The sequence below is a fragment of the Mesorhizobium temperatum genome, assembly GCF_002284575.1.
GTDB classification, from domain to species: domain Bacteria; phylum Pseudomonadota; class Alphaproteobacteria; order Rhizobiales; family Rhizobiaceae; genus Mesorhizobium; species Mesorhizobium temperatum.
In genome coordinates this window covers 1-26498 of the sequence record NZ_NPKJ01000038.1, presented here as the reverse complement: position 1 = coordinate 26498, position 26498 = coordinate 1, and the positions used below count along the sequence as shown (strand labels likewise).

Sequence of the window (26498 nt, the reverse complement as noted above, 5' to 3'; positions counted from 1 at the left end):
GCTCTAGAAAACCCCGCCGATCCCAATGCCGCCGCTGATGTCGGGCGGAGGTGCAACCGGGCGCGAGGATTGCTGCTGCGACTTTGCGGCTTTTCGGCTGCCCGCCCCCTTGCGCGCCGGAGCCGCCTCTGATGCCACCTTCGCCGGCTTGATCTTCCGCACGACCACCGGATCCTTGCAAACCCGCCCGGAGTGCAGGAACAGGTCACTCAGGAGTTCAACCGTAGGCTCGGTCGCGGATGCGGTTCTCGCGGTGTTTTTGTAGTAGTTGGTGAGCGCGCGCACGGAGCCCTTGCCCCAACTTCCGTCCACTGTCATCCGATAGCAGCCCAAACGTCGCAATTCGGTCTGGATACTGCGCGCGAGATCAGTCGCTTTTTGGGAATCCGTTTCAGCCGCAGAGGTACCGACGATCAGCGCTTCAAGTCCGGAGACGATGCTCTGCCTGGTCCCCTCAAGGCTGGCGACCTGCGTGCCGGCGGGCTTGGCCGCAGCGTCGGGTAAGGGCGAAACCTCGACCGAACGCAATGTCTGGCCAACGATCAGCACGGCCGTCTGCAGGTCGTTGGAAGCGAGCTCGACCTTCAACCTCTCCTTGGCGGCAGGATCGGCCAGGATGCGCGACAGGCTGGCGCTGAGCTGGGCCGGGTCGAGCACTTGCTGCTCGGTGAAGTAAAACTGCTCGCGAAGGTTCGACTGATCCCACGGAACCTGACGCCCGATGGTGATTGCCTCGGTCTCGTTGCGCACCCGGATCATCATATCCGAAATGCTGAGCCCGGGAATCTCGACGTTCTTCAACAATGCCGTGGTGAAGGGGCTGTTGTCGCCCGAGCCGTCGACAGCAACGTTGCCAGGCTGTGTGGCAAAGGCAATGAACGTGTTTTCACCGACTTCGATCTGCGCGAGGCCGTCCATGGCGCTGAGGCCTTTGCCCATCGGGTTGTTACGACAGGCATCAAGAAACACGAAGGTCTGCCTTTCACGGCTGGCAAATCTCGAAATCACATCGTTGAGCTTGACCGCGCCCGCGATCAACTCCTGCAGGTTCTCGGCGCTGGGCGTATCGACCGGCAGAAGATAGTTCTCGCCCCCGAGTTGCACGCCGTGGCCAGCGTAGAAGATGAGGACAGCACTGGCGCCTGCCAACTTGCCCTCGGCTTGTTCGAAAAGCTTGGTGAACCCGTCGGACGACAGGTTGGTTGCCGTTAGCACATCGAATTTCAGCCTCTTCAAGCTTTCAGACAATCTGGCGGCGTCGTTTGCAGCATTGGCCAGATGCGGGAGACGGGCGCTCCGGTAGTCGGAGTTGCCGATGACGATCGCGAGCCGCTTGCTTGGCTGTGGCGACTGGCCTTCCCCGACCGCGGCTTGAGCGCCGAGGGATCCGAAAAGTGAAACCAGCAGGACCGCAGCAATGCGCAGGAGGGGACGGTAGCTCATGGCAAGGGCTCGTTTCGGCGCGTGAAATCTTCAGGTCGCCGAAGTGTCCGCCCGACTGACGCCGTTCCGCTCATGCGCCGGAAATCTTTTCTCCGAAGACCGCCGCAATTTTTACACCAGAACCCATATCAAAGAAAGCGTAAGGCGCGACCCGCCTTCGATCTGGCCGAGCTCGGTTTCCCTAGAGATGCCGTGGGGTCCAGCCGGACGATTGCCGCCGCAACCATTTCGGTCCGCCGGAAGCCAGCGGTTCCACACGAAATCATATCCACGCCAGAGATAATTTGTTACGCTCCAACCAACGCTGGCGTAGTGTTGCACTCGCATCTACTCCAGTCAGTGATGTTTTTCATAGTTCAACTGCGCATGGCATGTCCTGATATTTAAGCCAGATGACACAAGTAGCAGGGGAAGGGGATAATGAAAGGCAGGAGTTGGCGTTTGCGCCTGTGCACGAGTTCAATTTCGATTGGTGCTGCATTGGTTTTCCTGCCTTCGAAGGCAAACGCCTGTATCGACGACGAGAGTGAAGGTCCCCCTCTGCAGACGGACTGCTACGTCGGCGTGACCGTCAATAGCGCGATTGTCGACACGTCCCTGGATGCGCTTCTCAAATTGTCCGACGACATCATCCAGGCGGAAGTCGGCCCCGCAAACGCAGCTCCGCCGGCCCGGTCTTCACCGTTCGGCGTTTTCGCTTCCGGCCAGTTGGCCCACACGGAGCATGACGGCTTCACCGTTTCGGACGATTTTGACGTCTTTGACGGACCGAGCTTCGATGTCGATGAATTCTCCGCTGCCGTCAGTGTCGACTTCGATGCGGCAAAGCATTTCGGATTCGACAGCGAGCACGGATTGAACCTGGGGCTGTTCGGCGGTTATGCCTCGGCTGACGTCAATGTCGACGTTTTCGGTGTCGGTGACGCGACCAACAAAAGCGGCATGTTCGGCGGCTATGGGCTTTATCGTCAGGGCACCAGCTATGCTCTTGTGGCCGCCTCGGCTTTCCTGGGCAACACGGACGTCAAGGGAAATGACGGCAGCTACGACACGCAAGGCTACGCGATAACAGGGTCGATCGGCCGCATCTTCAACTTGACCGATCGCGTGCGTTTCGATCTTCGTGGCGGGCTGTTGGGTGTTAGCTTTACCGGCGACGCATACACGGACGACTCCGGCACTGAATTTGGAAAGAGCCGTTTATCGTTTGGCGCGATCAAGTTCGACCCTGGGGTTTACGCCGATTACCAGCTCGGAAACGGCATGGTCATCAGCCCCTATGCGCGCGCGGATCTGCAGCAGCGTTTCGGCTATTCCAACACGGCAAGCGTTTCTGGCCTGAAGAGCGATTTTGAGGATGCGGACTTCTCGGTGGCGCTGTCCTCCGGCTTCAATCTGAAGATGTCTTCATCGACAACCGTCAGCACTGAAATTCGCGGCAAATGGTCCGAGGACAGTTCAACCATCAGCGGCAAGCTGGGCCTCAAGATCGCGTTCTAATCCGGTGCGGCGGATTTCAGCGCACGCCGCAAGATGCGGTCGAGTTCGCCGAGAAACCGCGAGCGGTCCTGCGGCGCGAAACTGGCGTTGTAGCCCTTGCTTTCGCCGGTCTCGCGCAGGTGCTGCTTGAGGTCGCGCATCGCCACCGCCATGCCGATCGTTTCCGGCGTGAACGGGCGTCCGGTCGGCCCAAGCACATGGGCGCCGAGCGCCACCGTGCGGGCGGCAAGCGGGATGTCTGAAGTCACAATGATGTCGTTGGGCTTGGCATTGTCGACGATCCAATCGTCCGCCGCATCGGCGCCCTTGGACACGACGACGTTTCGGACCATGGGATCGCGCGAAGGGCGCAGGCCGCCATTGGAGACGAAGGTGACGACGACGCCATGACGCTCGGCGACTTTCTCGACCTCGGCCTTCACCGGACAGGCATCGGCATCGACGTAAATGGCAGGTGCGGGCATCGTTCGTTCCAACGCGTATGAAGCCGGGCGATTTCGCCAGGCTCGATCGACGATATTCGAGCGGTCAAAGGTCGGCGCTGCCCCTCATCCGCCTGCCGGCACCTTCTCCCCGTATAGTGACGGGGAGAAGGGGCTGGCCGCAGCCTCGGCACGCTTTCTGAAACGCTGGAGATTGGCGAAATCCCTTTGCGAAGGCGTCTTTCTCCCCGTCACTATACGGGGAGAAATGCCCGGCAGGGCAATGAGGGGCAGCGCAAACCTAAAGCGATTGCCATGCTTCTTCGCGGTCCAAGTCGCGATTTCTCAATAAACAACCACGCTCCTGATGCTCTTGCCCTCATGCATCAGGTCAAAACCCTTGTTGATGTCTTCCAGCTTCAGCGTGTGGGTGATCATCGGGTCGATCTCGATCTTGCCGTCCATGTACCAGTCGACGATCTTCGGTACGTCGGTGCGGCCGCGCGCGCCGCCAAAGGCGGTGCCCATCCAGGTGCGGCCGGTGACGAGCTGGAACGGCCGCGTCGAGATCTCCTGGCCGGCGCCGGCTACGCCGATGACGACCGACTTGCCCCAGCCGCGGTGCGACGCTTCTAGGGCCTGCCGCATCACCTTGGTGCTGCCCGTGCAGTCGAACGTATAGTCGGCGCCGCCGATCTGGTCGGCGCCGCGCTTGGTCATGTTGACGAGATAGGGCACGATGTCGCCGTCGATCTCCTTCGGATTGACGAAATGCGTCATGCCGAATTTCTCGCCCCATTCCTTCTTGTCGTTGTTCAGGTCGACGCCGATGATCATGTCGGCGCCGGCAAGGCGCAGCCCCTGGATGACGTTGAGGCCGATGCCGCCGAGGCCGAACACTGCGGCCGTGGCGCCGATCTCGACTTTGGCTGTGTTGATCACCGCGCCGATGCCGGTGGTGACGCCGCAGCCGATGTAGCAGATCTTGTCGAAGGGCGCGTCGGGATGGACCTTGGCCACCGCAATCTCGGGCAGCACGGTGAAGTTGGAGAAGGTCGAGCAGCCCATATAGTGGAAGATCTTGTCCTTGCCGATCGAGAAGCGCGACGAGCCGTCCGGCATCAGGCCTTGTCCCTGGGTGGCGCGGATCGCGGTGCACAGATTGGTCTTCCTGGACAGGCAGGACGGGCATTGCCGGCATTCCGGCGTATAGAGCGGGATGACGTGGTCACCCTTCTTGACCGAGGTGACGCCCTTGCCGACATCGACGACGATTCCCGCACCCTCATGGCCGAGGATCGCCGGAAAGATGCCTTCGGGATCGGCGCCCGACAGCGTGAATTCGTCGGTGTGGCAGATGCCGGTCGCCTTGATCTCGACCAGCACCTCGCCGTCGCGCGGGCCGTCGAGGTCGACCTCCAGGATCTCCAGCGGCTTTCCGGCGGCAACAGCGACAGCGGCACGGGTTTTCATCGGGAACCTCCTCTCAGGGCAAATCTGCAATCGGGGCGGAGCATTAGCGTATCTGCAGGTTCTGGACTATGGGACGAATTGACAGTTCGTGGCCGGGTTTTGGTCGGCGCCAGCCGACTTGCGCCCGGGCATATGCGCCAACTTGCCTTGACCGGCCGGGCGAAGCCCATAAAAGAAAGGCAGCCGAGGGAACGCAACCCGCATGTTCACAAAAATCCTGGTCGCAAATCGTGGCGAGATCGCCTGCCGCGTCATCAAGACGGCGCGCAAGATGGGCATTGCCACCGTCGCGGTCTATTCGGATGCCGATCGCGACGCCGTACATGTCGAGATGGCCGACGAGGCTGTCCATATCGGGCCTTCGCCGGCCGCTGAGAGCTATCTGGTGCCGGAGAGGATCATCGCTGCCTGCAAGGCGACAGGTGCTGAAGCCGTGCATCCCGGCTACGGGTTTTTGTCCGAACGCGCATCCTTCTGTGAAGCGCTGGAGAAAGAAGGCATCGTCTTCATCGGCCCGAAACCCAGAGCGATCAGGGCGATGGGCGACAAGATCGAATCGAAGAAATTCGCCAATGCAGCCAAAGTCAGCACGGTGCCAGGCTGGCTCGGCGTCATCGAGAATGCCGTCCATGCGGAAAAGATCGCCGGCGAGATCGGCTATCCCGTGATGATCAAGGCCTCGGCCGGCGGCGGCGGCAAGGGCATGCGCATCGCCTGGAGCAAGGCCGAGGTGCGCGACGGTTTCGACCGGGCGCGGTCGGAGGCCAAAAGCTCGTTCGGCGACGATCGCGTCTTCATCGAGAAGTTCGTGGTCGATCCGCGCCACATCGAGATCCAGGTGCTGGCCGACGCGCATGGCAACGCGCTTTATCTCGGCGAGCGCGAATGCTCGATCCAGCGCCGCAACCAGAAGATCGTCGAAGAGGCGCCTTCGCCCTTCATCGACGCCAAGACCCGGAAAGCCATGGGCGAGCAGTCGGTGGCGCTGGCCAAGGCGGTCGATTATGAGAGCGCCGGCACGGTGGAGTTCATCGTCGACAGCCAAAAGAACTTCTATTTCCTTGAAATGAATACGCGATTGCAGGTCGAGCACCCGGTAACCGAGCTCGTCACCGGCATCGATCTGGTCGAGCAGATGATCCGCATAGCTGCCGGCGAAAAGCTCGCTATCAAGCAAAGCGACGTCAAGCTGAACGGCTGGGCGGTGGAAAGCCGGCTCTACGCCGAGGACCCGTATCGCAATTTCCTGCCGTCGATCGGCCGGCTGACGAGATACCGGCCACCGGAAGAGGGACGGTTCGGCGACCTCGTCGTCCGAAACGATACCGGCGTCACCGAGGGTTCGGAAATCTCGATGTTCTATGATCCGATGGTCGCCAAGCTGTGCACCTGGGCGCCGACGCGGCTCGCGGCAATAGACGCCATGTCCGAGGCGCTCGACAGCTTCGTGGTCGACGGCATCGAGCACAACATGCCGTTCCTGGCGGCGCTGATGCAGCATCCGCGCTGGCGGGAAGGGCTGATATCGACCGCTTTCATATCAGAGGAATATCCCGATGGCTTCGCGCCGATCGTGCCTGATAGCGAGGAGAAGGCGGTGCTCGCAGCGATCGCCACCGCGGTCGAACTGCTGCGCCGCGACCGGCTCGACCGGCTGGGCGGGCGGCTGGCGCCGCACTCGGGTGTTCTGAAACGCGACTGGGTGGTCAAGATCGGCAAGGATTACCGTTCGGCCTCGGTTATCGAAGGTATGATCTCCATTCCGATGGAGCTCGGTCTGTCGATCGACGGCGGCAAGGCGCTGACGGTAGCCTCCGACTGGCGTCCGGGCGATCTCATCTGGCGCGGCACGGTCGGCGACCGAAAAATCGCGGCGCAGATCAGGCCGGTACCGAACGGGCTTCGCATCGCCTGGAAAGGCATGTCGGTGACCGCACGCGCCATGCTGCCGCGCACCGCCGAACTCGAAAGGCTGATGCCGGAAAAAGTGGCGCCCGATACCTCCAAAATGCTGCTCTGCCCGATGCCCGGCCTCGTCGTGTCGATCGCCGTTGCCGAAGGGCAGGAGGTCAAGGCCGGCGAGACGCTGGCGGTCGTCGAGGCGATGAAGATGGAAAACGTGCTGCGCGCCGAGCGCGATCTCACCGTGTCGAAACTCAAGGCCAGGCCGGGCGACAGTCTCGCCGTCGATGCGGTGATCATGGAGTTTGCGTGAGGATAGATGCCGTCACTTGTCACGTTGAACCACCGACAGTTACAAGGCAATCGCATTAGTTGGCGCTGCCCCTCATTGCCCTGCCGGGCATTTCTCCCCGTATAGTGACGGGGAGAAAGAGGCCTTCGCAAAGGATTTCGCCAATCACCAGCGTTGCAGAATGGGTGCCAAGGTTGCGGCCAGCCCCTTCTCCCCGTCACTATACGGGGAGAAGGTGCCGGCAGGCGGATGAGGGGCGGCGCCAGCGTCGACAATTGGCCGGTCGAGCGCCCGCTCTCGCTGGACTCGCATCGTCCGGTGCCGGACAATACATCTTCATCGACTGAGTCCTTGTGAGGCGGCGCTAAAAAACCATGGCGAATGAGACACTTCCACGCGATCCCTTGCGACGCGAGGCCTTTGTGAGGGCATCGCGGCCGGAAGAGCCGGCGCGCCCATTTATCCATCTGCGCGTGCATTCGGCCTATTCGCTGCTCGAAGGCGCTTTGCAACTCGGCACAGTCGTCGGCCATGCAGTCAAGGATCAGGCTCCGGCCATTGCCGTCACCGACACCAATAATCTGTTCGGCGCGCTGGAATTTGCGCAAAAGGCGGTGAAGGAGGGTATCCAGCCGATCATCGGCTGCCAGACCACGCTCGCCTTTTCCGGCGAAGCCAGCGATAGCCAGCGCGACCGCAGGCGGCAAGGCCCGGAGATGCGGCCCGTGGTTTTGATCGCGGCGACCGAGGCCGGCTACAGCAATCTGGTCAGGCTGGTCAGCCGGGTCTATTTGGAAACGCCGCCCGGCGAGGCCGTGCATCTGACGACCGAGATGCTGGAAGGCCATTGCGACGGCCTGATCTGCCTCAGCGGCGGGCCGCGCGGCCCGATCGGCAATGCCTTGAAGGAGGATCGCCGCGATCTCGCCGAGACGCGGCTTTTGGCGCTCAAGGCGTTGTTCGGCGACCGGCTCTATGTCGAGCTGGAACGGGTTTCCGGTTATGACCGGGCCATCGAGAAATCGTCAGTCGACCTCGCCTATACCAATGACTTGCCGCTGGTCGCCACCAACGAGGCGTTTTTCTCCTCGCGCGACGACTATGAGGCTCATGACGCGCTGATCGCCATCGCCGAAGGTTCGGTCGTCGCCGTCGACAATCGCCGCCGCCTGTCGCCCGACAATTTTCTGAGAAGTCAGGCTGACATGGCGAGGCTGTTCGCCGATCTGCCGGAAGCGATCGACAACACCGTCGAGATCGCGCTGCGCTGCTCCTACTATCCCAAGACCCGCAACCCGATCCTGCCGCGCTTTGCCGGCGGCGATGTCGCCGACGCCGAAGCGGCGGTGAAGGCGGAGGCGCAGGAGCTTGCCAGACAGGCGCATGAAGGGCTGGAAGCGCGGATCGCCGCGCACGGCCTGGCCCCTGGCTACACAGTCGAACAATATCGCGAAAGGCTGGATTTCGAGCTCGGCGTCATCGAGAGGATGAAATATCCCGGCTATTTTCTGATCGTCGCCGACTTCATCAAATGGGCGAAGGGGCAGGGCATTCCGGTCGGGCCGGGCCGCGGTTCGGGCGCCGGCTCGCTGGTCGCGTATTCGACGACCATCACCGACATCGATCCGCTGCGCTTCTCGCTGCTGTTCGAGCGCTTCCTCAATCCCGACCGCGTGTCGATGCCCGACTTCGACATCGATTTCTGCCAGGACCGGCGCGAGGAGGTCATCCGCTACGTCCAGCAGAAATACGGACGCGACCAGGTCGGCCAGATCATCACCTTCGGCACGCTGCAGGCCCGCGCGGTGCTGCGCGATGTCGGCCGCGTGCTGCAGATGCCCTATGGCCAGGTCGACAAGCTCTCCAAGATGGTGCCGTCGAACCCGGCCAATCCGGTCAAGCTCGCTGACGCCATTGCCAACGAGCCGCGCTTTGCCGAAGAGGCCGAGCGGGAGCCCATCGTCCAGACGCTGCTCGACATGGCGCAGAAGCTGGAAGGGCTCTACCGCCACGCTTCGACGCACGCCGCCGGCATCGTCATCGGCGACCGGCCGCTGTGGGAGCTGGTGCCGATGTACCGTGACCCGCGCTCCGACATGCCGGTCACCCAGTTCAACATGAAGTATGTCGAGCAGGCCGGACTGGTGAAGTTCGACTTCCTCGGCCTGAAGACGCTGACCGTGCTGGAGACCGCGGTCAAGCTGATCCGCCGCCGCGGCATCGAGATCGATCTCGCCCACATTCCGCTCGACGACCCCGACACCTACGCCATGCTGTCGCGCGGCGAAGTGGTCGGCGTGTTCCAGGTGGAAAGTGCCGGCATGCGCAAGGCGCTGATCGGCATGCGGCCCGACTGCATCGAAGACATCATCGCGCTGGTCGCGCTTTACCGGCCGGGACCGATGGAGAACATCCCGACCTACAACGCCAGAAAGCATGGCGAGGAGGAGATGGCGTCGATCCACCCGAAAATCGACCATCTGGTGAAGGAAACGCAAGGCGTCATCGTCTACCAGGAACAGGTGATGCAGATCGCGCAGGAGCTCTCCGGCTATTCGCTGGGCGAAGCCGATTTGCTGCGCCGCGCGATGGGCAAGAAGATCCGCGCCGAGATGGACAAGCAGCGCGAGCGCTTCGTTTCGGGCGCGGTCGAGCGCGGCGTCGGCAAGCCGCAAGCCGACTTCATTTTCGACCTGCTGGCAAAGTTCGCCGACTACGGTTTCAACAAGTCGCATGCCGCCGCCTATGCAGTCGTCTCCTATCAGACGGCTTATCTGAAAGCGCACTACCCGGTCGAGTTCCTGGCTGCGTCGATGACGCTCGACATGGGCAACACCGACAAGCTCGCCGATTTCCGCCAGGATGCGCTGCGCCTCGGCATCAATGTTGTGGCGCCGTCGGTAATGACCAGCTTCCGGGCCTTCGAAGTCGGCGAGAACCGGATCTTCTATTCGCTGGCCGCGCTCAAGGGCGTCGGCGACGCCGCGGTCGAGCATATCGTCGCCATGCGCGGCGAAAAACCGTTCAAGAACCTCGCCGATTTCTGCGAAAGGGTCGATCCGAAGATCGTCGGCAAGCGGGTCTTCGAAAGCCTGATCATGGCCGGCGCGCTCGACTGCTTCGGTCACGACCGCGCCGCGATGATGGCGGGCGTCGAGCGGATGATGGGGCTGGCCTCGCTTGCCCAGCAGAATGCAATGTCGGGCCAGCACGACATTTTTGGCGCCTCGCTCGGCGCACAGTCGCAGGCGCTCAATCTGCCGGCGACCGACCCGTGGCTTGCCGCCGACCGTCTGCACCGTGAATTCCAGGTGGTCGGCTTCTATCTCTCTGCGCATCCGCTGGACGAATACAAGGCGGCGCTGCAGAAGATGCGGGTGCAGACCTGGGCCGAGTTCTCGGCCGCGGTCAAACGGGGTGCTGCCGCCGGGCGGCTTGCCGGCACCGTCACCACCAAGCAGGAGCGCAAGACGCGCACCGGCAACAAGATGGGCGTCGTGCAGTTCTCCGACACGTCAGGCCAGTATGAAGCAGTGCTTTTTTCCGAAGGTCTGGCGCAGTATCGCGACCTGCTCGAGCCCGGCCGTTCGGTGGTGATCACCGTTTCGGCCGAGGACAGGCCCGAAGGCGTTAATCTGCGCATCCAGACCGTGCAGTCTCTGGAAGACGAGGCAAGCCGTATCCAGAAGGCCTTGCGCATCTTTGTCAGGGATGACCGACCGGCGTCGGCTATTCAATCGCAGCTTACCCAGCGCGGCGACAGCCAGGTGAGCATTATCGTCATCAAGAATGAGGCGCAGGGCGAGGTCGAGATCGAACTGCCCAGCCGTTACCGCGTCTCGCCAAAGATTGCGTCGGCCATGCGCGCGGTGCCGGGCGTGGTGGAAGTCGAGTTGGTGTGAGCTAACGACCGTATTCCGCCAGCCCGGTCGCATTGCCCGGTGACGATGCCGCTGGTATTGTGGGGCCTGGGTCTTTTGGCGGCCGGGGGGAGTGCGTCATGGATGAGCGGGATGCCGCTGCCGAACTCCAGAAAATGGTCAATGGGTTCCAGGTATCTCAGGCGATATGCATCGCCGCCACGCTGGGCATCGCAGACCATCTCAAGGACGGAAAACGCACCAGCGGCGAACTGGCCGCGCTGACCAATACCCATCCGCAGGCGCTCTACCGGCTGTTGCGCGCCCTTGCGTCCGTCGGCGTGTTCCATGAAGCGGAAGACCGATCCTTCTCGCTGACCCCGGTTGGCGGCGCGTTGCGATCCGACGTTCAGCATTCGGTCGCGTCGTGGGCGATTCTGGCCGGACGGCCCTATTTCCGTCAGGCATGGAGCGATCTGCTGCACAGTGTCAGTACCGGCGAAAACGCCTTTCGCCACGCTTATGGCAAGGGCGTGTGGGAATACCGGGCGGAACATCCGGAAGAGTCCGTCATCTTCGACCGGGCGATGACGGCCATGTCGCGTGGCGTCGCCGCCGCGGTGATTGCGGCCTATGACTTTCGGCCGTTCGCTGTCGTCATGGATGTCGCGGGCGGGCAGGGCGCGCTACTTGCCGAAATCCTCCGCCGCAATCCCGGCCAGCGCGGCATTCTTTTCGATCAGCCGCAGGTGGTGGCGAAGGCCGGCCCGGTCTTTGAGGTTGCGGGCGTGGCCGATCGCTGCGACGTCGTCGCCGGCGATTTCTTCGTCTCGGTGCCCGAGGGCGCCGATGCGATTGTGCTCAAATGGATCCTGCATGACTGGGACGACGATACAAACATCCGGATCCTGAAAACCTGCCGCCGGGCGATGCGCCCAGAAGGCAAACTGCTGGTGCTTGAGAGCATTCTGGCGCCGCCCAACGAAGGCGCCAGTGCAAAATTCGGCGATCTGAACATGCTGGTCATGCCGGGCGGGCAGGAGCGCACGGCGGAAGAATTCAGGTCGCTGCTTGCGGCGTCGGATTTTCGGGTCGCCAATATTGTTGAAGCCGGACCTCGCATCAGCATCATCGAGGCGGAACCGGTCTGACTGCTTTCCGGGCCCGAAACTCTCCGGATGTTCTCAAGCCACAGCGGCTTCCCTCTGCTCTGCCCACTGGACGGCTGTCGCAGCGAACGTTATCGCAGTTGTCATGAAGGCGCCGGAAAGGGACGGAGTGCAGGATTTTTCAGCCTTGACGCGGCTGCGCGGCACGCTGCGCAAACTCTATCACGGGCGCACGCCCGCGGCTTTCCGGTTTCAATTGGTCGCCATTGTCATCGACCTTGCCATCATCGCCTTCTTCATCGCCACACCGGTGATCCAGGAGTCGTCCTCTTTCCTCTGGCTCGATTATTCTGTGGCAGCACTTGTCGCCGCTGACATGACTGCCCGGCTGCTTGCCTCCAACGACATGCTGCGCCTCATGAAACAGCCGGCGTCGTGGGTCGACGCCTTCATCCTGCTGACGCTGCTGATGCCTTCGGCGCTGGCCAACCTAGGTTTTCTGCGCATATTGCGGCTGTGGTCGCTGTCGCGCAGCGGCGCGCTGTGGCGGTTTTTCGAGATGCGCGGGCTAAAAAAATGGCGCGAGGCGAGCCATGCAGTCATCAATCTCCTGACTTTCCTGTTTGTCATCACCGGCTTCGTCTACACCTTCTTCTTCCGCACCGGGGCCGGTCTCGAAGGCTATGTCGACGCGCTGTATTTTACCGTCGCCACGGTGACAACGACCGGCTTCGGCGACATCGTCCTGCCGGGTATCGCCGGCAAGCTCACCGCGATCGTCACCATGATCATCGGCATATCGCTGTTCGTCAGGCTGGCGCAGGCGCTCTTCCGTCCCGCCAAGGTGTTTTTTCCTTGCCCGCAATGCGGGCTTCAGCGGCACGAGCCCGACGCCGTCCACTGCAAGGCCTGCGGGCATCTCCTCAACATCCCCGACGAAGGCGACTGAAATGCGAGACTAGAGCGCGGTTTTGGTGGAACCAAAACCGCGCTCTAGCTCTTTGCTTTAACGCATTTTGTCGGACGCCAAACGAAGACGTTTGGCTGCAAAATGCTACGACGCTGCCACTTCCGCAGGCTTGGTCGCTTTTTTCTGCAGATTGAGCAGATTGCCCAGCAGGATCAGCAAGGCTCCGCCGGCGGTGAAAGCGTCGATCTGCTCCTGATACAGCAGCCAGCCGATCAGCGCCGACAGCGGCACGCGCAAAAAGTCCATCGGCGAGATGACGGTCGCGTCGGCATAGGTGAGCGCGCGGGCCATGCAGAAATGCGACGACATGCCGGTGAAGGCGATCAGCAGGAGCCACGGCCACAGTTCGAGCGGCGGGTTGCGCCATTCGTAGAGCGCCGGGGCAAGGCCGAGCACCGACTGGATGACCAGCATCCAGAAGATGATGGACACGACGCTGTCCGTCCGCGTCAGCGATTTGACCAGGACTACAGATATACCGAAGCAGACCGCAGCACCCAGCACGACAACATGTCCCGGATCAACGGAGCCGACGCCCGGACGGACGATGATCAGCACGCCGATCAGCCCGAGCACGATGGCCGCAAGTTTTGGCCGGCTTAGTCTTTCACCAAGAAAGCCGACCGCCAGGATGGCCGTCCAGATCGGCGTCGTGAATTCGATGGAGATCAGCACGGCCAGCGGGATCAAAGTCAAGGCGTAGAGCCATGCCGCCTGGCCGACAAAATGGACGACATTGCGGGCGATATGGGCCAAGGGGCGTTTGGTGCGCATCGCCGCAAAACCGCCTGACAGCATCACCAGCGGCAGGAGGATGAAAAGTCCGATCACCGAGCGCAGCTCCAGCACCTGGAAGACGTTGAGCTCGGCTGTCGTGGCGCGGCCGGCGACCGACATCGTCAGAAACGACGCGATCGACAGCGCCATCCAGAACGCGGCCTTGGGGATCGACGGTGAAGGTGCCATGCGCGCTATTTTGCAAGCCCGGACTTTCATCGCAACCGCTAGTCGACGCATTCGGCTGGGCCAGAGCGGCACGTTGCAAAACGGTCATGCTGAGGGCGGAACCTGCCGTCACGGCGAGCGTTGGTCCAACAGCCATTTCGTTGGAAATATCGTCGTTCCGATATCTACGAGGAGAGATCCCATGAAATCATTCACACGATTTGCACTTGCCGGCTGCCTGACGGCTGCCGCCGGCGCGGCTCATGCCGACGAGGCCGATTTTCTTCGCTCGTTCGAGGGGAATTTTGCCGGCAAGGGCACCGTCAAGGTAACCACCGAGGCGCCGACGGTGAACGTCTCCTGCCGCTTCAATTCCGACGCGACATCGAGCTCATTGTCGCTGGACGGCACCTGCCGCGGTCTTGTCGTGGTGACGCGTGCCATAAGTGCCGATCTGAAGTCCCGCGGGACGAAGTACACCGGCACCTATGTCGGATCCCGCACCGGGCCGGCGCAGCTCAGCGGCAGGCGTTCGGGCAACGCCATCAATCTCGGCATCCGTTGGGCCAAGGAGGTCAACGGCGATCGCACGGCGCAAATGACGGTCGAGAAGAGCGGCGAGGACGGCATGCGGCTGACCGTTGTCGACGTCGACCCGAAAACCGGCGAGCGGGTGATGACCAGCCGGATCGATTTGCGGCGCATCTGAAGACGCGCTCTTTTTGAGCATGATCTTTTCCGAACCGGATTCCACTTTTCGGGATCATGCTTAAACCGCGTCGCATCTGAAGGGGTTCATGCGACGCGCTTTAAGTTCTTGTTTTTATGCATGTCGTTGTCCCAAAACCGCTGCGCACCCTCGGGTCGGCCGAGGGCATGCTTTTGGGCGACACGCATCAGTCCTCGATCGGCTCGGGCGGGTGGGCGTTGCGGCCCTTGCCGAAGGTATAGCCGGTCTCCACCGCCTTGCGGCCGAACTTGTCGCGCAGCGTGTCGATGGCGCCTTCGGCCATGGCGCGTTTGCGCGACTGGACATCGACGAGATCGGGTGGATCGGCCTTTTCGTCATTCGAGAGGTCGCTGACGCCGATGCCGAGCAGCCGGTATCTTGTACCGTCCGCTTCCTTGCGCAGCAGCGCGAGCCCGGTCGAAAAAATGCGGTCGGCCAGCCGTGTCGGGTCGCCGAGTTGGCGGTTGCGCGTGCGGGTCTTGAAATCCTGGGTCTTCAGCTTCAGCACGACGGTGCGCCCGGCGATACCGGATTTCTTCAGCCGCCCCGAGACTTTTTCCGACAGCGCTCTCAGCACCGAAACCAATTCATCCAGGGACGCAATGTCGGTGTCGAAGGTGGTTTCCGCCGAGACGCTTTTCGCATCCTGGTCGGGATGGACGCGGCGCTCGTCCTCGCCGCGTGAAAGATGATAGAGCCGGTCGCCCATCACGCCGTAGCGGCGCATCAGGTCGTTGCGCTCCAAACGCTGCAATTGGCCGATGGTGCGGATGCCGTCCCCTTCAAGCGTGGCGGCGAAGGCTTTTCCCACGCCCCAGATCAGCGTCACCGGCTGCTCGGCCAGGAATCCGGCCGCCTCGGCCTCGCCGATTACCGAAAAGCCGCGCGGCTTGCGAAAGTCCGACGCCACCTTGGCCAGGAACTTGCAGTAGGAAAGGCCTGATGAAACGGTGATGCCGATCTCTTTCTCCACGCCGAGCGCGAAGCGCGCCAGCACCACCGCCGGTGGCAAGCCATGCAGGCGCTCGGTGCCGGCAAGGTCCAGAAACGCTTCGTCGATGGAGATCGGCTCGACCAGCGGCGTCAGCGCCTGCATCATAGCGCGCACCTCGCGGCCGACGCGTACATATTTTTCCATGTCCGGCGGGATGACGACCGCTTCCGGACAGGCTTCGAGCGCCTTGAACATCGGCATCGCCGAGCGCACCCCATGGATGCGGGCGATGTAGCAAGCGGTGGAGACGACGCCGCGCTTGCCGCCGCCGATGATCAACGGCCGGTCCTTCAGCGCCGGGTTGTCGCGCTTTTCGACCGCCGCATAAAACGCGTCGCAATCGATATGGGCAAGATGCAGCCGGTAGAGCTCCGGATGACGGGCAAGCCGTGGACTGCCGCAGCGTTCACAGCGCCGTGCCTCGCTGCGCTGAAAGGTCAGGCAGTCGCGGCAAAAACCGTGATCGGGATTGTTGACAGAAGCCGCCATCGCTGCGAACATAAAGAGAACAAAAGCAATGGTACGTCAGGACGGACGCCACGACAAGGCGGTGGACCGGGAGAGAGCTCATGAATACGACCATAGCGCCATTGGTGCCCGAGCTTTGGGCGGATTTCGAAGATCTTTTCGGTAAGCAAGGCGCCTGCTACGGCTGCTGGTGCACACATTTCCGGCTGTCGCCGGCAGCGCGCCGCGCCAGCAACCGGGAGCGCAACAAGGACCACATCAAGGCGCGGATCGAGGCCGGGCCGCCACCGGGCCTGCTGGCGTTCGAGGATGGCAAGGCGGTCGGATGGATGCAGATCGGTCCGCGCGCCGACGTGCCCGAATGGAACAATAAGGGCAGGGGGTCGGCGCCGGTCGATCCCGCCGACGCCACGGATCCGGGCGTCTGGGCGATCTCATGCTTCTTCATCCGCGTCAAGGCGCGCGGCAGGGGCGTGACGCACCGGCTGGTCGAAGGCGGCATCGAGTTTGCTCGCCAGAATGGCGCGCGGCTGGTCGAGGCGTGTCCGATCGACCTGTCGAAAGATTCGCGTTCGATCGGGCTGTTCGTCGGCTCGTCGCGGGTCTTCGAGAAAGCCGGCTTCGCGAGGCTGGTCGAGCGCAAGGCAGGCCGGCCGCTGATGCGACTGGTGCTTTGAGCCAGTGCCGCTGTGCTCGCCGCTGCCGCGGCGGTCGCTCGGCGGCGGCCAAACTATCGCGGGCGGCCTGCATAGTCAGACAGTTGACGTCCAGCAGGAATAAATCCGCCTGCGGTCCGTTCCTCCTCGGATTTTTCCATGGAGGCTATCGATGTTCCATTTTTCCCAGACCACTCGCTCGATCCGGTTTGTCTGTCGGCCGGAAGATTATGGCGTCATTGCGCCGCCAGTGGCAGCCAAGACGGTTCTGCCGGACTGGTTCCGCAAATTGCCGGCAGTCGATTCGCAGCAAGCGTCGGCCACCAATAATGGTCTAACCGTCAAGCGCTGCATGCCGTTTCTCGACGCGATGACAACCGGCTGGATCCTGCCGCTCGCGGCGACCGTCCGCCTTGAGGTCAAGGACGGCGGCCGAGCCGTCGATGCCGGCTGGGAGTTCGACAGGGTGATGGTGAGCAATCATGGCGCCCATCAGGTCGCCGGCAACCCGAAGGAACCGGCACCCCCATGCAAGTTTCACAATTACTGGTCGATCCGGACCCCGCCGGGCTGGAGTTGTTTGTTCCTGCCGCCGCTCAACAGGCCGGCTCAGCCTTTCGAATGCGTCGCCGGCATCGTCGATACCGATACCTATGCAGCCGACATCCATTTTCCGTTTTTCGCGACCGCGCCCGACGGCCTCTACGTCATCGAAAAGGGCACGCCGCTCGTCCAAATCATACCGGTTCGCCGCGAAGGTGCGGCACTCAAGGCGGAGATCCGGGCGGAGACCGGAGCCGAGGCGACGGAGCGCGAAACCGTCTACCGCAACACGATTGCGAGCGAAGGCTGGTATCGCAAATGGGCCCGCGCGGCCCGCTAGACTTTTCCCGGAGAAGAATGCGAAACGGGGCCGCTTGGCCCCGCTTCTTTGTGGATTGCCAGAGCGGCGGCTTTCAAGTCGAAGCGTCGTTCCGCGCTTCCGGCTCGCGGTCATGGTGGCATAGCCGGTCATGGTGGAAGGGTAGCTGGCACCGTTGCGGAAAGCGCCGTTCTGCGCCGTTGCATTCTTCGGCGGATGTCACGGAATGGATCCCAGGTCTACGCCGCGTCGCTTCGCTCCTTGCTCCGCCCTAGGATGACGAAGGTGTAGTAGCGCTGGCTAATCGCCAGCGTTGGAGATTAGTGGTTGCAGGCCGGTTGGGCAGCGACCGTCGACACCATATCCTCTGTGCGGAGCAACGAGGCATTCCGGCGGGAATGCGAAACGGGGACCAGCTGGCCCCCGTTCCTCCGTGGATTGCTAAAGCGGCGGACACAAGTCGAAGCGCGCCGTCGCTCTATCGCCCGGCCGACGTCAACGCCGCCAGTTGCGCGACCACCCACGATCCGAACCGTTCGAGTTCGAATTGGAGGAGCTGTTCGACGATGAGTTCGAATTCGAGTTGCTCGATGAATTGGAGCTGGAATTCGATGAACTGTTGGACGACGAGTTCGAACTCGAATTGCTCGACGAATTGGAGCTCGAATTTGACGAACTGTTGCCCGCGACGATGAAGGCACCGTCGCTTTGGCTGGTCATTGCGGCCGGCGGACGCTCGGTTTGCGATGGCGCCGCGGGATACTCCTTCGCCTGCGCCGCGGTGCTCGCGAGCGCTGCCATTCCTGCGACCAGTGTCGACTTGAGTTTCCAGTGTCTTGTCATGGTAGTTACTCCTTGTTTCAGGCTGGACCGGCAGTTGCGGTCCGGCGGAGTAACGGGCGATTGCCGGCTTTATTCCATTCATCGAAAGCCTGTTTCCATTCAGAAAAAGCCGGGCCGTTGCAGCTTCACTTCCGGTCCTTCCGACGGACCTCGTCCAGCGCTTGGCCTTCCTCCTCGGCTGACATCGGAGCGCCTGCTTCAATCGCCGAAAGATAGGCGTCCAGGGCTTCGGTCGACGAGGCCGGGGCATAGCCTCCGGCGTCGCCGGGCGCCACGACCGCGAAGCTGACGCGCCATTCGTCGCCGGAACGGCAGGCAACCGATACCACCGTCGAGCGGTCCTGCGAGTCGACCTCGAATTCGCGGCACAAATCCTGCGCATCGTTACGGAACGTTGCGATTGCCCGGAACCGATCGCTGATCCCGGCGAGCCTGATTTCCTTGCCGGATTCGACCGTTGCAAGGGCTTGGGCCAGGGCCGGCCTGATGACGCCGGCAACCCACAGCCCGCCCGGCGTGCGTTCGTTGGTGCCTGCTGCCCAATACCCGGCGAGCCCGCCGACAACGGCCGCCGCGAGAGAGGCAGCAATCGGCAGCATCCATTGAGACCTCGATGGCGGTCCCGCTATGCGCCCGCCGCCGAAGGGCAATACCGATGCTTCCGTCTTCTCGCCGGCGCGCTTGGCCTCGATCATTTGCTCGACGGCCGCGACAAGCTTTTCGGGAACCGGCTCGTCGAGCAGCGGCTTCAGCGCGGCCTGCGCCTGCGCCCTGGTTTCGATGAACATGGCAATCCTGGTAACCAGACGGTCGTCGATTTCCATCGCCTGCTCGATCCTGGCGACCGTGTCCGGATCAAGCTCACCATCGGCGAAGCGCATCAGGATCTCGTCCGAAAAAGTCTCTTCGTTCATTTGCTAGCCCCTTTTGTGACCGCAGAACGGGTGGGAGCCATGGATATTCCCGTCGCCTCCGCCAGATTCTTCCTCGCCCGGGCCAGCCTGCTCATCACCGTCCCGATCGGCACGGCAAGGACTTCCGCGGCTTCCTTGTAGGAAAGCTCTTCGACACAGACCAGAAGCAGCACGTCGCGCTGATCGCCGGCGAGTTCGCCGATGGCTTGCGCCACGCTGTTCAGCGCCAGCCGCGCCTCCATCTCGCGCTCGCCGGAAATGCCGGCGATGTCATGGCGCTCGTCGATATCGTCCTGCGGGCCGGCGACCTTGCGCCTGCGGATGTCATCGATCCACAGATTTCGGAGAATCTTGAACATCCACGCGTCGAAGCGCGTCCGTTGCTCGAAACGCTGCTCGTTGGCAAGCGCCCGTTCGCAGGCGCGCTGAACGAGATCGTCCGCCATATCGCGGGACCGGCAGAGCGCAATCGCGAACCGGCGGAGATTCGGGAGAAAAGCGATAAGCTGGTCTTGGACGCGGTCGGTTTTTTCCGGCATGTTGCTCCAAGTTTTTTCGGAATAAAGCGGCCCCGCGCCCGTTTCCTCGCAAAGCTAGCTTATTGCCGGATAGGTCCGCTAGCCTCGCGATGTTGAAAATCGGCGACGGCCGGAATCTGAGGGAGATTATGGGCGCCACCTCATGGCTGAGACCAAGAGCCCTGCTGCCTTTCTGGGTAGTCGTCGCGTTAATGGTCGATCTTCAGGCGCCGAGCGGCCAGCTGGCGCTCGGCGGGTTCGGACCAAAATCGGCGTTCGCTGATGACGATGGTGGTGGTGACGATGGTGGCGATGACGGCGGCCAATCCGGCTCGTCGTCTGGTGGGTCGGGAACGGCGCCCCGCCGGTCGACTGGACCGAATCTGTTTCGCACGCTGACCGATCGGTTTATTCCGCGCCCGCCAAGACGCGGCGGCAGGCGTGCGCAACGGCCAGCCGTCCCATTGCCGTCTCGGGCGCCGGACCAGATCGTGGCGACCGGGCTGAGTTCGGCCGAGATCGGTCAGCTTCAGGCAACGGGCTTCACCGTCCTCGACCGCGCCGACATTCAGCTTCTTGGATCGGAGCTGGTTCGGCTGCGCATACCACCCAATATGCCGCTGGAGGCTGCGCGCGATCTTGTCATCGATGCCGCTCCGCAGTCGACGGCAGATTTCGTGCATTACTACCGGCCCGGACAAGAAATCGAATGTGCCGGACCGCACTGCGCCGCCGCTGACCTGATCGGCTGGCCGGCTGATACCGGCCTGCCCGCCGGCTGCGGTGGCAATGTCACGATCGGCCTTATCGACACGGCGATCAATCCTGCGCATGCCGCCTTCTCGAAAGGACGGGTCGAAGTTATTCGCCTGTCGGACGACGGCGTTCCCGAGTCCGGCCGCCAGCACGGCACCGCCGTCGCGGCCCTGCTTGTCGGTGGCGCCGACAGCCGTACCCCCGGCCTCCTGCCGCACGCCAGGCTCATCGCGGTCGATGCGTTTCACCGCGGCGATCGCCAGGATGACCGCTCGGAGGTCTATGACCTTCTTCGCGCGCTCGATCTTCTTTCCGGGCGCGGCGTGCAGGTGACGAATATGAGCCTGTCGGGTCCTGCGAATGCTCTTCTCGAGCAGTTTGTCCGAAAACTTTCCGAACACGGCATGGTGATCGTCGCTGCCGCCGGCAACGGAGGTCCCAACGCCGAACCTGCCTATCCGGCGGCATACGCGGACGTGATCGCGGTGACGGCGGTGGACCGCATGAAACGTCCCTACAGGCGTGCCGGCCGCGGCGAGCATATCGATCTGGCCGCCCCCGGCGTCGAAGTATGGACGGCCGCGTCGGTCAGCGGCGCACGGCCGAAGACCGGCACCTCCTTCGCGGCGCCATTTGTTGCCGCCGCAGCGGCGTTGATGAAATCGGCAAACAGCAACGCCTCCGCAGCCGACATTCATGACGCGCTCGGCAAGTCGGCGGAAGATCTCGGCGCGCCGGGAAAGGACGCCGTCTTCGGCTGGGGCCTGCTCAATGCCCGCGCCGCTTGCGTCGTCACGCCGAAGAAGGCGACGTGAAGCTCCACTGTTGATGCCGGAGGGACAGCGCCCCTCTGTCCTGCCGGACATCTCCCCCACAAGGGGGGAGATTGGCTGCTTTGGCGCTCCGCTAACTCCTGCGACGGTCGCCATTCGCGAAGGCGTTGGTGACGGCCGATCTCCCCCCAAGTGGGAGATGTCCGGCAGGGCAGAGGGGGCGCGAAGGATCGGTACAGATCGGCTACTAGCGCCCAGGAGGGATTGCACCTTGCCCGTTTCTGCTTACGGTTACATCTGGAGTTTTCTACCATAAGAATAGCAACGGAGATTCTGCGTGAAGCGTGTTCTGCCGGCCGTCTTTGTCCTCGCGCTCAGCGCGCCCGCCTTCGGCCAGACCGTTGACAGCGAGCGTGCGAAGCAGCTCTCCGAAAATCTGTCCCGCTATGTCGGCAAGCAGGCGATCGACCGCGGTCTCCTGAAGGTTTCCGTGGAAGGCGACGCTTACAAACTCGCTGTCGACGTCAAACCTGTCGTGGACCTGCTGGCGGCGCAGCATTCCTTCAAGTTCGACTTCAGCCCCTACGCATTGCTCGTCAAGCCGAGCAGCAACGGGACATGGAGCGTCTCGGCGGATGTGTCGCAAAGCGGGTCCTTCGAGTTCAAGGGGCCAGAGGGCCTGCAGAGCATGCAGTTCTCGATTACAGACGGCAAGTTTTCCGGCGTCTACGATCCCGAATTGGCGGCTTTCACCAGCGCCACACACTCGATGGCCGGAATGACGATGGAATCCCGGGACACCATGCAGCGCGCGGAGGTGAGCACCGGCGCCGGTACTGCCACCATGAATGCAACCAAAGCTGTGAATGGCGGCGTGGATTTCACCGCGACGCAGACGGTCGCCGATTTCGCCGAAGCGCTTGATTTTGACGACCCCAAAAGCGGGCTGAAATTCCCGCTTACGATCAAATCGCCAGAGCTGTCGGTGAATGCGACCGGCAAAGGCTTGAGGACAAAGCCGTTTCTCGATCTGCTGGCATTTGCCGTCGCCAATGAAGACGAAGCCAAGCTGAAGGCCAACCAGGCGCAGCTCAAATCGCTTTTGCTCGCCGCGCTGCCGCTGTGGGAGCGGATCGACGGAAGCTACGGGCTCAAGGATATCAGTGTCGAAAGCCCGGTCGGGCATTTCAGTGCGGCGGAGCTGGGCACCAGCTTCGGGTCCGACGGCATCGCCCAGAACGGAGCAATCAACTATACGATCAAGGCCGCAGGATTGACGATCCCTCCGAATCTTATGCCCGCCTGGGGTACGGCGCTGCTGCCCACCGACATCAATCTGAATTTCGGCGGCGCCAATATCGATCTCGACAGCATGGCGAAAAAGGCGATCGAAGCCTTTGATCTAAACAAGAATCCGCCGCTGCCGGCGGACTTTGGCGATCAGATCAAAGCTGATTTCATGGCTAAGACGCCGAAATTTGTCATCGGCCACAGCACGGTGAAGAACGGCGACATGGAAATCGCGATGGAGGGCGAGATGACGTTCCCCGGCATGAAGCCGGAGGCAAATGTGACGATCGATATCGCAGGCTACGACAGAATTGTGGAAAGCCTGCAGGCGGCGGCGAAGTCGGAGCCGGAAGCCGCGCAATATGTGCCGGTGGCGCTTGCGATCAAGGGATTCGGCAAGACGCTGCCGGACGGCCGCATCGAATGGATCGTCAACGGCAAGCCGGACGGTTCGGTCACGGTCAATGGTGTCATGGTGAAGCCGGCCGATCCGGTTGCGAATGATGAAGGCGACGACAGCGAAGAAGAAACGACGCCGTAGGCGTTTTCGCGATCCGATCGTCGCTCATATCGAATGCTCATGGTCGTCGTCGCCAAGCGGCAGCGCCCGCAGCGCCTTGCCGACGGAAGCCGGCGGCGTGCCGGTTTCCTCCGCGAACCGCATGAGCGTCGGCTCGTGGGCGAGGATGAACTGCAGCCCGCCGGCCAGGAACCCCGGCTCGCCGGCGGCCTGGCGGATGGAATGCGCCTCGATGCCGGTGATCGCCAGGAAACGGGGCAGAAGTTCCGGATCGGCGGCGACGAAGCCCAATGCCTTCACGGCAATGGTTTCCGCTTCCTCGCGCATTGACGCTGCGTTTGCCATCACTACCTTTCTGCGCGGTGGAATGAGTCTCTTTTTGGCAGTAATCGCAAGCGTCGCCTGCGGCAAGCCATCTAGCTCTGCAATGCGGTGTTCGAGGTGAAATCCGAAGCTTTTCCAGCAGCCGGTTTCCGTTTCGTCAATTATATTGCCGTAGAGTCGAGCAGGGTTTGGTGCGTACCGGCGAGGGCGCATGACGGCAACCTTCGAGCGGAAGGCAGGCCGGGACGGGAATTTGATGCCTAAGAAGGTCATGATCGTCGAGGACAATGAGCTCAACATGAAGCTCTTTCGCGACCTCATCGAAGCGAGCGGTTACGAGACGGTACGCACACGCAACGGCCTGGAAGCACTGGATCTGGCGCGACTGCACAAGCCGGACCTCATCTTGATGGACATCCAACTGCCCGAAGTGTCGGGGCTGGAAGTGACCAAATGGCTGAAGGAGGACGACGACCTCCATGTCATACCGGTCATTGCCGTCACCGCATTCGCGATGAAGGGCGATGAGGAGCGCATCCGCCAGGGTGGCTGCGAAGCCTATATTTCCAAGCCGATCTCGGTGCCGCGTTTCATAGAAACCATCAAATCCTATCTGGGCGACGCCTGATGCGCCCTTCCAGCCGAGCCGGAGCTTTATAAGATGACCGCACGGATCCTCGTCGTCGACGACATCCCTGCCAATGTAAGGCTGCTCGAGGTCCGGCTGCTTGCCGAATATTTCGAGGTGCTGACCGCCACCAACGGGCTGGACGCGATCGAGACCTGCGAAAACGGCAAGGTCGACGTCGTGCTGCTCGACGTGATGATGCCTGATATGGACGGGTTCGAGGTCTGCCGGCGGCTGAAGAGCGATCCGGCGACATCGCACATCCCCGTCGTCATGATCACCGCGCTCGATCAGGTTTCGGACCGGGTGCGCGGCCTCGAGGCCGGTGCCGACGATTTTCTGACCAAGCCGGTCAACGATCTGCAATTGATGACGCGCGTCAAAAGCCTGGTCAGGCTGAAGACGTTGACCGACGAGCTGCGCCTGCGCGCCTCGACCACGCGCAATATCGGCATCGAGGAGCTGTTGAGCCGCAACTTCGCATCCGCAGACACCGCGCCGAAGGTTCTGCTGATCGACGAGCGCAAATCCTCCTTCGAGCGCGTCCAGAAAATGCTGCGCGGCAGCGCCGACCTCGACATTGCCACCGATCCGCATGCCGGCTTCTTCCAGGCCGCCGAGACGCCCTATGAATGCGTGATGATCTCGACGGCCTTTGCCGATTTCGATCCGCTCAGGCTCTGCTCGCAACTGCGTTCGCTCGATCGCACCCGTTTCGTGCCGATCATCCTTCTGGCGCGGGAGGGTGAGGAGGGGCGCATCATCCGCGGCCTCGAGCTCGGCATCAACGACTATCTGATGCGGCCGATCGACCAGCAGGAGCTGACCGCTCGGCTGCGCACGCAAGTGCGCCGCAAGCGCTACAACGACCAGCTTCGCGCCAGCGTCACCCAGACCATCGAGATGGCGGTGACCGACGCCCTGACGGGGTTGCACAACCGCCGTTACCTCGACAGCCATCTGCAGACGCTGTTCGACCGTGCCGTGGCGCGGCGACGGCCGCTGTCGATGATGATCACCGATCTCGACCGCTTCAAGACCATCAACGACGCACATGGCCATGACGGCGGCGACGAGGTGCTGCGCGAATTCGCGCGGCGGCTGCGCAAGAATGTGCGCGGCATCGATCTCGCCTGCCGCTTCGGTGGCGAGGAGTTCGTCGTGGTGATGCCGGATACGGACGGCGCCGTCGCCGAAAAGGTCGCAGAGCGCATTCGCGCCGAAATCGCCCAAATGCCGTTTGCCGTTGGTCATGACGGCAAGACGATCGAGGTTACTGTCAGCGTCGGCGTCTCGTCGGTGCTGAAGGGCGTGGATACGGTTGCCGGGCTGATGAAGCGCGCCGACCTCGCGCTCTACGAAGCCAAGAGCGCCGGCCGCAACCGCGTCGTCGCCAACGCGGCGTAAGGTCCGTTGATATTCAGCTGGCCTGCAAATGGCAGTGTCCTGCGCTTCCGGTACTGGCGTACCCGGACCACGCTCCGTTCCGGTTTTCGGGAGCCATTTTCGACTCAGCCTCACCTGAATCTCAACAGACCTCAGTTCAGAGGCAGGCGCCGACGCCTGATTATCCAGTCAGTGCGACAGGGTTACGAATTTACCTTAACGCAAGCGATTCGCCGGGCTTGGTTAAGAAATTGTTGATTTTCACAGGCTGTTGCGCAAATGTGCAGATCAATGACGGAACCGGCGCGAGGGTAGATCGCCGGGTCGATCCGAAGAATACCCCATGATTCAGGTCCGCCGCATCTCCTGGGTCCGTGGGGTCGGCCGGCCGGCGCTGGCACATAGTGGCCTCCTCGTACCGCTGCCAAACGCCGACCGGCCCCCATTCTCAAAATGACATCAAGACTCTGCGCCAAGCATTGGAAATTTTGGACTTTTCGAGGCCTTGAAACGAAAACGCCGCCCACAGGGGCGGCGTTTCGGCTTAAAGCAGGAAACCAGATTACTTGATCTTGGTTTCCTTGAACTCGACGTGCTTCTTGGCGACCGGATCGTATTTGCGAAACGACAGCTTGTCCGTCTTGGTGCGGCTGTTCTTGCTGGTCACGTAGAAGAAACCGGTGTCGGCGGTCGACAGAAGCTTGATCTTGATGTTTGCGGCTTTGGCCATTGTATCAGTCCGTTATGTTCGTGGAGTTTTGGCCGCTGGAGCACGGGGAAACACCCGGACGCGGGAAACTTGGCGCGACACATAAAGAACGCGCCCGGAAAGTCAACCCCGTGAGGCTGCCTCTGTCGTAAGCAGATGAGTTGTCCGGATTAGGTAGCACGTGAGTTGTCCGGTTTTATCGCCAGCGCAT

Annotated in this window: 22 protein-coding genes; 12 read left to right on the top strand and 10 right to left on the bottom strand. The window is 62.1% G+C overall.

The annotated features are described in order from the left end of the window. Positions 1-3: 3 nt before the first annotated feature. Entirely contained in the window at positions 4-1443 is a 1440-nt protein-coding gene (locus CIT26_RS10680) for a caspase family protein (RefSeq protein ID WP_095492546.1), read from the bottom strand. 615 nt (positions 1444-2058) lie between these two features. Here CIT26_RS10680 and CIT26_RS10675 point away from each other — a divergent pair. Then, positions 2059-2943 carry an autotransporter outer membrane beta-barrel domain-containing protein gene (locus tag CIT26_RS10675; protein ID WP_245319345.1) on the top strand — a complete coding sequence of 295 codons (885 nt, stop codon included), beginning with the start codon at positions 2059-2061 and terminating at the stop codon, positions 2941-2943. Here CIT26_RS10675 and CIT26_RS10670 read toward each other — a convergent pair. Further along, the gene (locus CIT26_RS10670; RefSeq protein WP_095492544.1) at positions 2940-3407 is read right to left on the bottom strand and encodes a YaiI/YqxD family protein; all 468 of its coding nucleotides are present in this window, start codon (positions 3405-3407) and stop codon (positions 2940-2942) included. The two genes, CIT26_RS10675 and CIT26_RS10670, sit on opposite strands and share 4 nt — an antisense overlap. 303 nt (positions 3408-3710) lie before the next feature. After that, positions 3711-4838 carry an S-(hydroxymethyl)glutathione dehydrogenase/class III alcohol dehydrogenase gene (locus tag CIT26_RS10660; RefSeq protein ID WP_095492543.1) on the bottom strand — a complete coding sequence of 376 codons (1128 nt, stop codon included), beginning with the start codon at positions 4836-4838 and terminating at the stop codon, positions 3711-3713. Between the two features lie 202 nt (positions 4839-5040). Between CIT26_RS10660 and CIT26_RS10655 the strand changes: the two genes are divergently transcribed. From CIT26_RS10655 to CIT26_RS10635, 4 genes are all read left to right on the top strand, one after another. Continuing rightward, positions 5041-7053, top strand: a complete 2013-nt coding sequence (locus CIT26_RS10655) for an acetyl-CoA carboxylase biotin carboxylase subunit (protein WP_095492542.1) — start codon at positions 5041-5043, stop codon at positions 7051-7053. A gap of 353 nt (positions 7054-7406) precedes the next feature. Then, the gene (gene dnaE, locus CIT26_RS10645) at positions 7407-10934 is read left to right on the top strand and encodes a DNA polymerase III subunit alpha (RefSeq protein WP_095492541.1); all 3528 of its coding nucleotides are present in this window, start codon (positions 7407-7409) and stop codon (positions 10932-10934) included. 98 nt (positions 10935-11032) lie between these two features. Continuing rightward, positions 11033-12043, top strand: coding sequence for a methyltransferase (locus CIT26_RS10640; RefSeq protein ID WP_095492540.1), 1011 nt, complete (start codon positions 11033-11035; stop codon positions 12041-12043). A 103-nt stretch (positions 12044-12146) separates the two neighbouring features. Continuing rightward, positions 12147-12950 carry a potassium channel family protein gene (locus CIT26_RS10635; RefSeq protein ID WP_095492539.1) on the top strand — a complete coding sequence of 268 codons (804 nt, stop codon included), beginning with the start codon at positions 12147-12149 and terminating at the stop codon, positions 12948-12950. Between the two features lie 105 nt (positions 12951-13055). Here CIT26_RS10635 and CIT26_RS10630 read toward each other — a convergent pair whose 3' ends face one another. After that, entirely contained in the window at positions 13056-13937 is an 882-nt protein-coding gene (locus tag CIT26_RS10630) for a DMT family transporter (RefSeq protein WP_095492538.1), read from the bottom strand. 181 nt (positions 13938-14118) lie between these two features. Between CIT26_RS10630 and CIT26_RS10625 the strand changes: the two genes are divergently transcribed. After that, entirely contained in the window at positions 14119-14625 is a 507-nt protein-coding gene (locus tag CIT26_RS10625) for a hypothetical protein (RefSeq protein ID WP_095492537.1), read from the top strand. 187 nt (positions 14626-14812) lie between these two features. Here the strand turns inward: CIT26_RS10625 and CIT26_RS10620 are convergent, their stop codons facing one another. Continuing rightward, complete coding sequence (locus CIT26_RS10620) at positions 14813-16141, bottom strand: DNA polymerase IV (protein ID WP_095492536.1); 1329 nt, start codon at positions 16139-16141, stop codon at positions 14813-14815. Between the two features lie 68 nt (positions 16142-16209). Here CIT26_RS10620 and CIT26_RS10615 point away from each other — a divergent pair, with 68 nt between their 5' ends. Both CIT26_RS10615 and CIT26_RS10610 read left to right on the top strand, forming a co-directional pair. Continuing rightward, complete coding sequence (locus tag CIT26_RS10615) at positions 16210-16785, top strand: GNAT family N-acetyltransferase (protein ID WP_095492535.1); 576 nt, start codon at positions 16210-16212, stop codon at positions 16783-16785. Between the two features lie 151 nt (positions 16786-16936). Then, positions 16937-17647, top strand: coding sequence for a DUF6065 family protein (locus CIT26_RS10610; RefSeq protein ID WP_095492534.1), 711 nt, complete (start codon positions 16937-16939; stop codon positions 17645-17647). 457 nt (positions 17648-18104) lie between these two features. Here the strand turns inward: CIT26_RS10610 and CIT26_RS36530 are convergent, their stop codons facing one another. The 3 genes from CIT26_RS36530 to CIT26_RS10595 are packed head-to-tail and all read right to left on the bottom strand — an operon-like array spanning position 18105 to position 19922. After that, positions 18105-18551, bottom strand: a complete 447-nt coding sequence (locus CIT26_RS36530; RefSeq protein WP_167391363.1) for a hypothetical protein — start codon at positions 18549-18551, stop codon at positions 18105-18107. Positions 18552-18594: 43 nt separating this feature from the next. After that, positions 18595-19383 (bottom strand): anti-sigma factor family protein, encoded by a 789-nt coding sequence (locus CIT26_RS10600; protein ID WP_095492532.1) that lies wholly within the window; start codon positions 19381-19383, stop codon positions 18595-18597. After that, positions 19380-19922 carry an RNA polymerase sigma factor gene (locus tag CIT26_RS10595; RefSeq protein WP_095492531.1) on the bottom strand — a complete coding sequence of 181 codons (543 nt, stop codon included), beginning with the start codon at positions 19920-19922 and terminating at the stop codon, positions 19380-19382. The genes CIT26_RS10600 and CIT26_RS10595 overlap by 4 nt, the downstream gene beginning before the upstream one ends. A 470-nt stretch (positions 19923-20392) precedes the next feature. Here CIT26_RS10595 and CIT26_RS10590 point away from each other — a divergent pair, with 470 nt between their 5' ends. Then, positions 20393-21472: a S8 family serine peptidase gene (locus tag CIT26_RS10590; protein ID WP_245319343.1), complete on the top strand. Its 1080-nt coding sequence runs from the start codon at positions 20393-20395 to the stop codon at positions 21470-21472. Between the two features lie 295 nt (positions 21473-21767). Next, entirely contained in the window at positions 21768-23261 is a 1494-nt protein-coding gene (locus CIT26_RS10585) for a hypothetical protein (RefSeq protein WP_095492530.1), read from the top strand. A 24-nt stretch (positions 23262-23285) separates the two neighbouring features. On the opposite strand, the gene CIT26_RS10580 is transcribed toward CIT26_RS10585, so the two are convergent. Then, entirely contained in the window at positions 23286-23585 is a 300-nt protein-coding gene (locus CIT26_RS10580; RefSeq protein ID WP_095492529.1) for a DUF3572 domain-containing protein, read from the bottom strand. Positions 23586-23835: 250 nt separating this feature from the next. Here CIT26_RS10580 and CIT26_RS10575 point away from each other — a divergent pair, with 250 nt between their 5' ends. Further along, the gene (locus tag CIT26_RS10575) at positions 23836-24192 is read left to right on the top strand and encodes a response regulator (protein WP_287247952.1); all 357 of its coding nucleotides are present in this window, start codon (positions 23836-23838) and stop codon (positions 24190-24192) included. Between the two features lie 33 nt (positions 24193-24225). Then, on the top strand, positions 24226-25599 hold the full coding sequence (locus CIT26_RS10570; RefSeq protein WP_095492528.1) for a PleD family two-component system response regulator: 1374 nt from the start codon (positions 24226-24228) through the stop codon (positions 25597-25599). 541 nt (positions 25600-26140) lie between these two features. Here the strand turns inward: CIT26_RS10570 and rpmG are convergent. Beyond that, positions 26141-26308: a 50S ribosomal protein L33 gene (gene rpmG, locus CIT26_RS10560; RefSeq protein WP_006201775.1), complete on the bottom strand. Its 168-nt coding sequence runs from the start codon at positions 26306-26308 to the stop codon at positions 26141-26143. Positions 26309-26498 lie beyond the last annotated feature (190 nt).

Coding starts and splice junctions, on each gene's coding strand:
- CIT26_RS10595 (WP_095492531.1), bottom strand. CDS start 19,922: ATGCCGGAAAAAACCGACCGCGTCCAAGACCAGCTTATCGCTTTTCTC.
- CIT26_RS10670 (WP_095492544.1), bottom strand. CDS start 3,407: ATGCCCGCACCTGCCATTTACGTCGATGCCGATGCCTGTCCGGTGAAG.
- CIT26_RS10640 (WP_095492540.1), top strand. CDS start 11,033: ATGGATGAGCGGGATGCCGCTGCCGAACTCCAGAAAATGGTCAATGGG.
- CIT26_RS10570 (WP_095492528.1), top strand. CDS start 24,226: ATGACCGCACGGATCCTCGTCGTCGACGACATCCCTGCCAATGTAAGG.
- CIT26_RS10680 (WP_095492546.1), bottom strand. CDS start 1,443: ATGAGCTACCGTCCCCTCCTGCGCATTGCTGCGGTCCTGCTGGTTTCA.
- CIT26_RS10580 (WP_095492529.1), bottom strand. CDS start 23,585: ATGGCAAACGCAGCGTCAATGCGCGAGGAAGCGGAAACCATTGCCGTG.
- CIT26_RS36530 (WP_167391363.1), bottom strand. CDS start 18,551: ATGAATGGAATAAAGCCGGCAATCGCCCGTTACTCCGCCGGACCGCAA.
- CIT26_RS10635 (WP_095492539.1), top strand. CDS start 12,147: ATGAAGGCGCCGGAAAGGGACGGAGTGCAGGATTTTTCAGCCTTGACG.
- CIT26_RS10600 (WP_095492532.1), bottom strand. CDS start 19,383: ATGAACGAAGAGACTTTTTCGGACGAGATCCTGATGCGCTTCGCCGAT.
- rpmG (WP_006201775.1), bottom strand. CDS start 26,308: ATGGCCAAAGCCGCAAACATCAAGATCAAGCTTCTGTCGACCGCCGAC.
- dnaE (WP_095492541.1), top strand. CDS start 7,407: ATGGCGAATGAGACACTTCCACGCGATCCCTTGCGACGCGAGGCCTTT.
- CIT26_RS10630 (WP_095492538.1), bottom strand. CDS start 13,937: ATGGCACCTTCACCGTCGATCCCCAAGGCCGCGTTCTGGATGGCGCTG.
- CIT26_RS10620 (WP_095492536.1), bottom strand. CDS start 16,141: ATGTTCGCAGCGATGGCGGCTTCTGTCAACAATCCCGATCACGGTTTT.
- CIT26_RS10660 (WP_095492543.1), bottom strand. CDS start 4,838: ATGAAAACCCGTGCCGCTGTCGCTGTTGCCGCCGGAAAGCCGCTGGAG.
- CIT26_RS10615 (WP_095492535.1), top strand. CDS start 16,210: ATGAATACGACCATAGCGCCATTGGTGCCCGAGCTTTGGGCGGATTTC.
- CIT26_RS10575 (WP_287247952.1), top strand. CDS start 23,836: ATGATCGTCGAGGACAATGAGCTCAACATGAAGCTCTTTCGCGACCTC.
- CIT26_RS10625 (WP_095492537.1), top strand. CDS start 14,119: ATGAAATCATTCACACGATTTGCACTTGCCGGCTGCCTGACGGCTGCC.
- CIT26_RS10610 (WP_095492534.1), top strand. CDS start 16,937: ATGTTCCATTTTTCCCAGACCACTCGCTCGATCCGGTTTGTCTGTCGG.
- CIT26_RS10655 (WP_095492542.1), top strand. CDS start 5,041: ATGTTCACAAAAATCCTGGTCGCAAATCGTGGCGAGATCGCCTGCCGC.